The organism is Nostoc sp. NMS7, assembly GCF_017115085.1.
Classification (GTDB): domain Bacteria; phylum Cyanobacteriota; class Cyanobacteriia; order Cyanobacteriales; family Nostocaceae; genus Nostoc.
Genome location: NZ_JABXKJ010000186.1, coordinates 34486 through 42738, shown reverse-complemented (window position 1 = coordinate 42738; position 8253 = coordinate 34486). Strand labels below are relative to the sequence as shown.

10 protein-coding genes are annotated in these 8253 nt (G+C 42.4%); 8 read left to right on the top strand and 2 right to left on the bottom strand.

What is annotated here, in order from left to right:
• Positions 1-64 precede the first annotated feature (64 nt).
• Positions 65-199 carry a hypothetical protein gene (locus HWQ38_RS21000; protein ID WP_292797312.1) on the bottom strand — a complete coding sequence of 45 codons (135 nt, stop codon included), beginning with the start codon at positions 197-199 and terminating at the stop codon, positions 65-67.
• A gap of 225 nt (positions 200-424) precedes the next feature.
• Between HWQ38_RS21000 and HWQ38_RS20995 the strand changes: the two genes are divergently transcribed.
• From HWQ38_RS20995 to HWQ38_RS20960, 8 genes are all read left to right on the top strand, one after another.
• Positions 425-1267, top strand: a complete 843-nt coding sequence (locus tag HWQ38_RS20995; RefSeq protein ID WP_292797310.1) for a YaaW family protein — start codon at positions 425-427, stop codon at positions 1265-1267.
• Entirely contained in the window at positions 1249-2565 is a 1317-nt protein-coding gene (locus HWQ38_RS20990) for an O-antigen ligase family protein (RefSeq protein ID WP_292797308.1), read from the top strand. Before HWQ38_RS20995 ends, HWQ38_RS20990 begins: the two co-directional genes overlap by 19 nt.
• Before the next feature lie 403 nt (positions 2566-2968).
• Positions 2969-3487, top strand: coding sequence for a hypothetical protein (locus HWQ38_RS20985; RefSeq protein ID WP_292797305.1), 519 nt, complete (start codon positions 2969-2971; stop codon positions 3485-3487).
• Positions 3488-3865: 378 nt separating this feature from the next.
• Positions 3866-4387 (top strand): Ycf51 family protein, encoded by a 522-nt coding sequence (locus tag HWQ38_RS20980; protein ID WP_292797303.1) that lies wholly within the window; start codon positions 3866-3868, stop codon positions 4385-4387.
• Positions 4388-4762: 375 nt separating this feature from the next.
• Positions 4763-5953: an iron-containing alcohol dehydrogenase family protein gene (locus tag HWQ38_RS20975; RefSeq protein WP_292797300.1), complete on the top strand. Its 1191-nt coding sequence runs from the start codon at positions 4763-4765 to the stop codon at positions 5951-5953.
• The gene (locus tag HWQ38_RS20970; RefSeq protein ID WP_292797297.1) at positions 5950-7155 is read left to right on the top strand and encodes an aspartate aminotransferase; all 1206 of its coding nucleotides are present in this window, start codon (positions 5950-5952) and stop codon (positions 7153-7155) included. Before HWQ38_RS20975 ends, HWQ38_RS20970 begins: the two co-directional genes overlap by 4 nt.
• Positions 7156-7267: 112 nt before the next feature.
• Positions 7268-7552: a hypothetical protein gene (locus HWQ38_RS20965; RefSeq protein ID WP_292797294.1), complete on the top strand. Its 285-nt coding sequence runs from the start codon at positions 7268-7270 to the stop codon at positions 7550-7552.
• On the top strand, positions 7549-7965 hold the full coding sequence (locus tag HWQ38_RS20960) for a type II toxin-antitoxin system VapC family toxin (protein WP_292797292.1): 417 nt from the start codon (positions 7549-7551) through the stop codon (positions 7963-7965). Before HWQ38_RS20965 ends, HWQ38_RS20960 begins: the two co-directional genes overlap by 4 nt.
• Here the strand turns inward: HWQ38_RS20960 and HWQ38_RS20955 are convergent.
• Complete coding sequence (locus HWQ38_RS20955) at positions 7850-8155, bottom strand: ScyD/ScyE family protein (RefSeq protein WP_292797315.1); 306 nt, start codon at positions 8153-8155, stop codon at positions 7850-7852. The two genes, HWQ38_RS20960 and HWQ38_RS20955, sit on opposite strands and share 116 nt — an antisense overlap.
• Positions 8156-8253 lie beyond the last annotated feature (98 nt).

The following is an 8253-nucleotide window of genomic DNA, read 5'->3' as shown; positions in this document are numbered from 1 at the left end:
CTACGATAGAGGATGTCTTGCGTTTAGCGTCCTAATCTATCTGGCTACTGCTATAGAACAATAATTATAGGTTACTATGGCGATCGCTCATAGCAGTTTTCTGTAACCACACAAGCCAGCCGTAGGCATCGCCCCAATTTTTTCCTAACTCATTCTTAATAGCTGGCGATCGCGTAGCGTCTCCAAAGGAGAATCCCATCCAACATACCCAAGTTAGTACTCCAAAAAGGCGATGCCTACGGCGGGCTACGCCTACGCACCTGAGTTGTCGTTTTGGAAGACAATAATTATACTAGAGCAGCCCTCTCTTCATACTCTTTTTTTGGCTAAGGTATTGATCAAAGTGCAAAATTACTACTAATGACTGCTAAAAGCTAATAGTAGAATAAAGTACAGCAAGTTGCACGGAAGGGAGGATGGGAAATTGGATGAAATGAGGGCGGCGCTAGAGTTAGCGACCGAAGAGGAATTGCAAGACTTAACGGCAATTCTATTTAGTCGGAAGTTCAATCCCCTAGACTATGTACACACACCCCAACCTATCGAAGTGCAAAGCCAAGACCGCAAAGCTTGGTTAGACGCACTAGAGGGTCGCTTTCGCTTTTTGGCGGCAGATGGGATAACAGTATTACGGGGACGTACACGGCAGGTAACTTACCGCCAAGCGTTAGTTCAAGTATGTAAGTATCTAAAAATTCCCTATTCTAATCAGCTGGCAACTATTGATTTAGAAGCAGAAGTATTTTTGCATCTGCTAGGACAGGTGTGGAAAAAATTGCCTGAACAGGAAAAGCAAAAATTGACTGTACAAGTGCAGCGTCAGCTGCTCAAATCAGAACTAAAACAACCGCTACCACTTTTATTGCAACGTGACCCCTTGGGATTACTTTTCAAAGGCGGTAGTGCGATCGCGGTTACTTCCGTACTTCAGCCACTTGTACTCAAGCAAATTGCCCGTCAATTTGCCATCCACTTTGCTACATACCAAGTAGCCAAACAAACGGCGATTACAGGCTCAGAAGCAGCTGCAACGCAATTTCAAAGCTATGTAGCGATGCAAATGGCGCAACGGGGTATGACAGTGAGTGCAGCTCGTTATGGGGCAACCCGCACGATGTTTGCGGTGATTGGGCCGATAATGTGGACTTGGTTTTTTGCGGATTTAGGGTGGAGAGCGATCGCCACTAACTATGGTCGGATCATCCCTACCGTCTTCGCCTTAGCTCAAATTCGCCTCACTCGTGAGGAATGTTGGGAGCCAGCTTGAACAAAGTTTTTGACTATTTCAAGGCTCGTTGGCAATCTTCTTGGAACTACTCTCTATGGGCACTGTTAATCTTCCCATTGAGTCCTTTATTGGGGGCTGTGACTATAGGTTTTGTCGCATTAATAACTTGGCTCAAACAATACCGCAAAATTAGTCGCCGCCCCCTCAACTGGGGATTTGCCCTTTTGAGTGTGTTGCTGATCGTGAGTGCTGCGTTTGCCCAAGACAAGACAGCAGCTTTCCTCGGCTTATTTAATTTATTACCATTCTTTTTACTTTTCGCTGCTCATAGCACTCTGATTCAAACATTTGCCCAATTGCGGCAAATGGCTTGGATTTTGGTGATCGGTTCCATGCCGGTGGCAATTATCGGCTTGGGACAGTTATTTTTAGGCTGGAGTTTGAAGTTGGAGATTTTGTGGATTGTCTTTGCTTGGACGATCAGACCAGGAGGAAATCCCCCAGGCCGCATTGCTTCACTCTTCTTGCACGCTAACACTTTCGCTGCTTATCTAGCGATAATTTTCATCCTGGGCTTAGGGTTATGGCTTGAACAATGGCGATTGGGTATTGGGAAGAATTCAGTCCCTTTTCTCTTCCTAACCGTGGCGATGATTACAAATTTCATTGCCTTGATTTTCACCAACTCGCGCAATGGGTGGGCGATCGCTATTTTGGCCTGTTTAGCTTATGCACTCTACCAAGGTTGGCGCATTCTTGTGGGCGCTGTCGCTGCGATCGTTTCTAGTGTACTTTTGGCAGCTTTTGCTCCCTCGCTAGTAGCTCAATTTTTTCGTCAGTACGTTCCTGCTTTCTTTTGGGCAAGGTTAAATGACGATATGTATCCAGATAGACCAGTCGCTTTAATGCGAAAAACTCAGTGGGAATTTGCCTGGTCTTTAGCTCAGGAACATCCTTTGACTGGCTGGGGGTTACGCAGTTTTAGTGGACTCTACAAAGCTCAAATGCAGATTCCCTTGGGTCATCCCCATAACTTGTTTTTGATGTTATCTGCTGAAACTGGTTTTCCCAGTGCTTTTTTATTTTGTGGCTTACTCGCTTGGATTTTGATTACAGGTGTCCAATTACTACGAAAGTCAAAATATATAAATACAGAAGACAGATTGATATTTTTCAGTTATCTTCTGGCTTTTATGGCGTGGGTTCTATTCAATACAGTAGATGTAACCCTATTCGATTTTCGTTTGAATGCGCTTTCATGGTTAATTTTGGCTGGCATCTGTGGAGTAGTACATCAATATGACCCAATACGCTTAGGTAGACTCGATCCTCCCTAACCCTGCTTAAAAAAAGGGAATTAAGCCCGCGATTAATTTTTTAAGTGTATACACTGAAGACATTTTAACTTTTAAGTTAATAATATTACTAAAGAACATACTAATACTTAATTAGTCACTGTTGCTGATTGTTGGGAAAGTGTAGGAAAACCTTTTAGGGTTGTCCTACATGACGGGCATCTCTTGTAGATGCCCTTTTGTATATAACAATCCGATTTGATTTCTGAATTTACTTGCGTGGGTAGGGAACAGCAAACAAGGGCATAGATGTGTGCTGAGGCTTGTTAAAAAATCAAATAGAAGTCATATATTTATGATTTTTCTTCAGTTAAACACCATTTAAAGAATATTGAATTTGACGGAATATCTGAAAATTTTTATCTTTCATAAAGGAACATAAAAGATGATTGCTGAAATTCAACTAGGTCTTTGTAACCCGCCAGAACCTATTTATTTATATGTGAAAAGCGGAGAATTAAACGGGGAATCTTACCTGTGGTATAACTACGATATTAATAATAATCAAACTATTCCTGTACAACAAACAGGGCTAACTGGGTATATATCTGAACTGAAATTAAAAACGACAGAATTTAAGGGAAAGGACAACACTAAATTAGACATAGTTGTGAGAGCGGATGAAATTTATGTTGTGAGAACTGGGATAGAAACGAACTTTGCTAAAAGTTTCCTTTTAGCTGTATCACTAGTTCAGGACTTTTCCAAGCCTCTGATTATCGCTCCCATTGCTGGAAAAGAGAATGTGGTTTTTTGCAACCTTTATGACGCGGCGACTAAAACCAGAATTCACTCTGAATGGAACAGAGATGCTGATTGGCTGGCAATTATTGATAGTGTTCAAACTAAGTTGCAGACATCTAAAAATTCTCATATCGTCTCTGGTGAGTCAATACTATTCTAAATAACTGAGGAATTATGGCTCTAAACCTTGGCGGCGTTTTTCTTGGATGACTTGTTGTAACTCATCTACTGAATTAAAACGTTTGCCATTAGACTAAACGTGTAATGCTAGGGCGTGAATTGCTTCGATATCGCCACGATTTTGTAAGATATAATCTCACAATTGCTTGCGTGTCATTTCTCTAAAGTTAGGCTTATTCATAATCAATCTCTACTTCTGGATTAATTACTACAACTGTCACTTCACCTGCTATTATTACAATGTTATCTGTTCGCTCATCTAAGAGGTTGTTTGAAAAGTGATTTGCTGTATCGGTGTAAGCTCTCGGTAAAATGGGTGTGTCGGTAACGAAAAAAAGACGCTTCCATAACCAACCTTATGTTCACAACAGCTAACTTTCTTCAGTACGCCCAATGGTCAGGTATAGCTACCTTGGTATTCGCGGCCATAGCAGTTTTGGCTTTTATTCTCAAATGGAACATCCGCTTTCGGGTGGTGGGTACAACTGGCTTTATGTTGGTGTTGACGGGTGGTTTGTTTGCACTCTCAATAGTCCCGTTGAGTCGGGCTGTGATTCCCGGAGCAGTCCGGTACACTCTAGTTTATGACAATGGGACAACACAAGCGGTAATTGCCACATCACCCAAAATTACACCCACACAATTAGAAGCAACTTTACGTCAAGCAGCTAGTAATCTGTTTTCTTCTGGTCGTTCAGGTACACGGGTAGACGACAAGTTGACAGTTCGCGCCCGTACCATTGTTCACCCGGAACCAGGCATTTCCGTACCAGTTTACTTGGGTGATGTCAAGCGATCGCTCGTTTCTCGTCAAAATTCCCCCATGACAGTCGAAATTTACACAGACAATTTCGCCCAATTGCCAAAACCTACCGCTTAAGAGGAACAGAGGGGCGTATATTTGCACGCCCCTACCTATGTATTTGTAGCTAAGAATTGTCTGAAATAACATCACCACTTACAGATTAACAATTCTCGATTGCTTTTCTTGAGAATCTGACAATGGTAATGTTAATTAATTAATCAGGTTATTCAAAACTTTGAGAGTTCGGAATTTCAGGTGGATGGGCATCATAGATTCAAGCAACGTTGTCAAACTACTCAATCAGTGGGTAAGTGGCTTTGTCTATTTCATTGCTTGGCTCAAATCCAGATTGTCCGGGTATAAGCCATTCAAAAACCAGCTTGGCAACAAGTATCCCTCATACCAGTCTATTTGATTAAAAAATATCAAAGTTTTGCCAAACTAGATTATATGCCCAATAAATTTTCTACTCAACCTTCTTTGTCTACTCAAACCTCTAGTTCATTATTTACGCTCACAGTTGCCCCCGCAAAAGTAATCCGTGGTTCTGGGGTGTTGCAAACAGCCGCAGCCGAGATCGCCTGTTTGGGAAGTCGTCCCTTAATTGTGGCAGGTGAGTCTACTCTCGTTATCAGCCAAAAAAATTTGCAACCAGTTTTAGCAACGCAACAGTTACATCCTGCCCAAGCTTCTTATGGTGCAGATTGCTGCGAAGCTAGCCTGAAATCTTTACAGAAGACGGCAAAAGAACATAAAGCTGATGTGATTATTGGTGTTGGTGGCGGCAAAGCCCTAGATACAGCGAAATTAGTCGCGCAGCAGTTACATTTGCCAGTGGTGACAATTCCGACTTCTGGGGCTACCTGTGCAGCTTGGAGTGCGTTATCAAATGTTTATTCGGAAGACGGGGCATTTCTCTACGATGTGGGGCTGTCTAAATGTCCCGATTTATTGATACTCGATTATGACTTGATTAAAACTGCACCACAACGTACTTTAATCGCTGGAATTGGGGATGCGATCGCTAAGTGGTATGAAGCCTCGGTTAGCAGTGGGCATTTGCAAGATACTTTAATTATTGCCGCAGTCCAACAAGCACGAGTTTTACGAGATATCTTGTTGCAAAAGTCAGCCGCCGCCACCAAAGAAACAGGTAGTGAGGTTTGGCGAGAAGTTGTAGACGCTACTGTGTTACTCGCTGGCGTAGTTGGGGGACTTGGTGGGGCGCAGTGTCGTACAGTAGCGGCCCATGCGGTGCATAATGGTTTAACGCACATTTCAGGACATGGCAGTATTCATGGCGAAAAAGTTGCTTTTGGAATTTTGGTACAACTGCGTTTAGAAGAAATGCTCCAAGGTAATCAACTAGCTGCATCAGCACGGCAACAGTTGTTAAAGTTCTATGCAGAAATTGGACTACCCCAAAAATTAAGTGATTTGGGATTGGGCAATATTACATTAAGCGAGTTGCAAACAGCCGTTGAAATTGCTCTAGTTCCTAATTCTGACATCCATCGACTACCGTTTAAAGTCGCGCCAGAACAGTTGATGGCGGCAATGGTTTCTACCACTGCACCTATAGATAGTAGGGATACTATAAATCGAGTTTCGCCCCAGGGAATCAGTGACGAGGTTTTATGAGTTTAAATTGGATTGTCCCAGCAGAACGTATACAAAAACTGCCACCTTATGTATTTGCCCGTTTAGATGAACTGAAAGCTAAAGCACGGGAACAAGGTTTAGATTTAATTGATTTGGGTATGGGAAACCCCGATGGTGCAACGCCAGCACCAGTAGTAGAAGCGGCGATCGCCGCCTTGAAAGATCCCGCTAATCACGGTTATCCGCCTTTTGAAGGGACTGCTAGTTTCCGCCGTGCAATCACCAATTGGTATCATCGCCGTTATGGTGTGGTTCTCGATCCTGATAGCGAAGCCTTGCCACTGCTGGGTTCTAAAGAAGGATTAACCCATTTAGCGATCGCCTATGTTAACCCTGGCGATTTAGTTTTGGTTCCTTCCCCAGCTTATCCTGCACATTTCCGGGGACCTGCGATCGCAGGCGGGAAAATCCACAGTTTGATTCTTAAACCAGAAAATGACTGGTTAATTGATTTAGCTGCGATTCCTGACGAAGTTGCTAAACAAGCTAAAATTCTCTATTTCAACTATCCCAGCAATCCCACCGCCGCCACAGCACCCCGCGAATTCTTTGAAGAAATCGTTGCCTTCGCCCGCAAATATGAAATTTTGCTGGTGCATGATTTGTGTTACGCCGAATTAGCTTTTGATGGTTATCAACCCACTAGCTTGTTAGAAATTCCTGGCGCGAAAGATATTGGTGTGGAATTTCACACCTTATCTAAAACTTATAATATGGCTGGTTGGCGCGTTGGGTTTGTGGTGGGTAATCGCCATATAATTCAAGGTTTGCGGACACTGAAAACTAACTTGGATTACGGCATTTTTGCCGCATTGCAAACAGCAGCCGAAACAGCTTTACAATTGCCAGATGTGTATTTGCACGAGGTACAACAACGCTACAGTACCCGCCGCGATTTCCTGATTCAAGGATTAGGAGAGTTGGGGTGGGATATCCCCAAAACTAAGGCGACAATGTATCTTTGGATGAAGTGTCCTGTTGGGGTTGGTTCCACAGATTTTGCTCTGAACGTGTTGCAGCAAACAGGCGTTGTTTTAACTCCAGGTAATGCCTTTGGAGTTGCAGGTGAGGGTTATGTCAGGATCAGTTTGATTGCCGACTGCGATCGCTTGGGTGAAGCTTTACATCGCTTCAAGCAAGCTGGCATCCGCTATCAACCGGAAGCTGTAGTCTCTGCTTGAGAAGCGATCGCTGATCTCGTCAGTTGAGTAGAGTCAGGAAACCCAACATTACATCACTAAAATTTTTGCTGATCATGTTTGGTATCATCTAAAAAAGTAGATAGAGTGAACAATGATTGGTACTAATATTTACATCAGTCAAGAAACTCAAGAATCTCTAATTAAAGCTGCTACTTTCAAAGAAATATCTGTTGAAGAACTAGCTTCTTCTATTTTGAGGGAAAGTATCCCAGAAAAGTTGGGGCAAATTAGCTATTCTTCTAATAATCAAGGCAAATTTGCCATTAATCCTCTTGTAAAAATGCAACCCTACGCTTATTTAGCAGATCCGAATGAACCTGTTATTTCTCCTGATGATTGGGAAATGAATCACAATTTTGAAGTGAATGATTTGTGATCGTTCTTGATACTCATATTTGGGTTTGGTGGAATCACAATGATTCAAAGTTGACTCCTCCCCACCGTGAAGCAATAAATAGGGAAAGACCTCATGGTTTAGGTGTTTGCTCCATCAGTTTGCTAGAGATTAGCAGACTTGTTACCCAAAATAAGTTAATTCTTCCCTGTTCGATTCAAGAATGGTTTAATATTGCTTTGGCACAAGAGGGAGTAATTCTTCTATCAATCACTCCCCAAATTGCCATTGATTCCTACTCACTTCCAGGTAATTTTCATAAAGATCCAGCCGATAGAATTATCGTTTCAACAGCAAGAATTTATAATGTTTATACACTGTTGGTTTATCATCAGAACCAATTCGATAGATTTTTGCTTTACCTTCTGGAAAAGGAAAACCAGTTAATTGGCTAATATAATAAGCACCATCTAGACCTTTGGCGACATTTGTCAGTACTACTTGGATTTCAAATGGCGATGACGATGCACCAGAGGGAAAAACTGGATTAGTTAATGTCTGCCGGGGAATTGTGGCGATCGCCTTCAAATTACTTCCATCAGTCTTTACACTGAATAAGTCATTGGCACCCGCATCAACTGCAATAATATTATTTCCATCTATTTGGTGTTGCAGTTCCTTCTCACCTTTATCAATGAATGCAGGAGGCAGAGGGTAATTTGAGCTTGCGGAAAAGTTCTCTC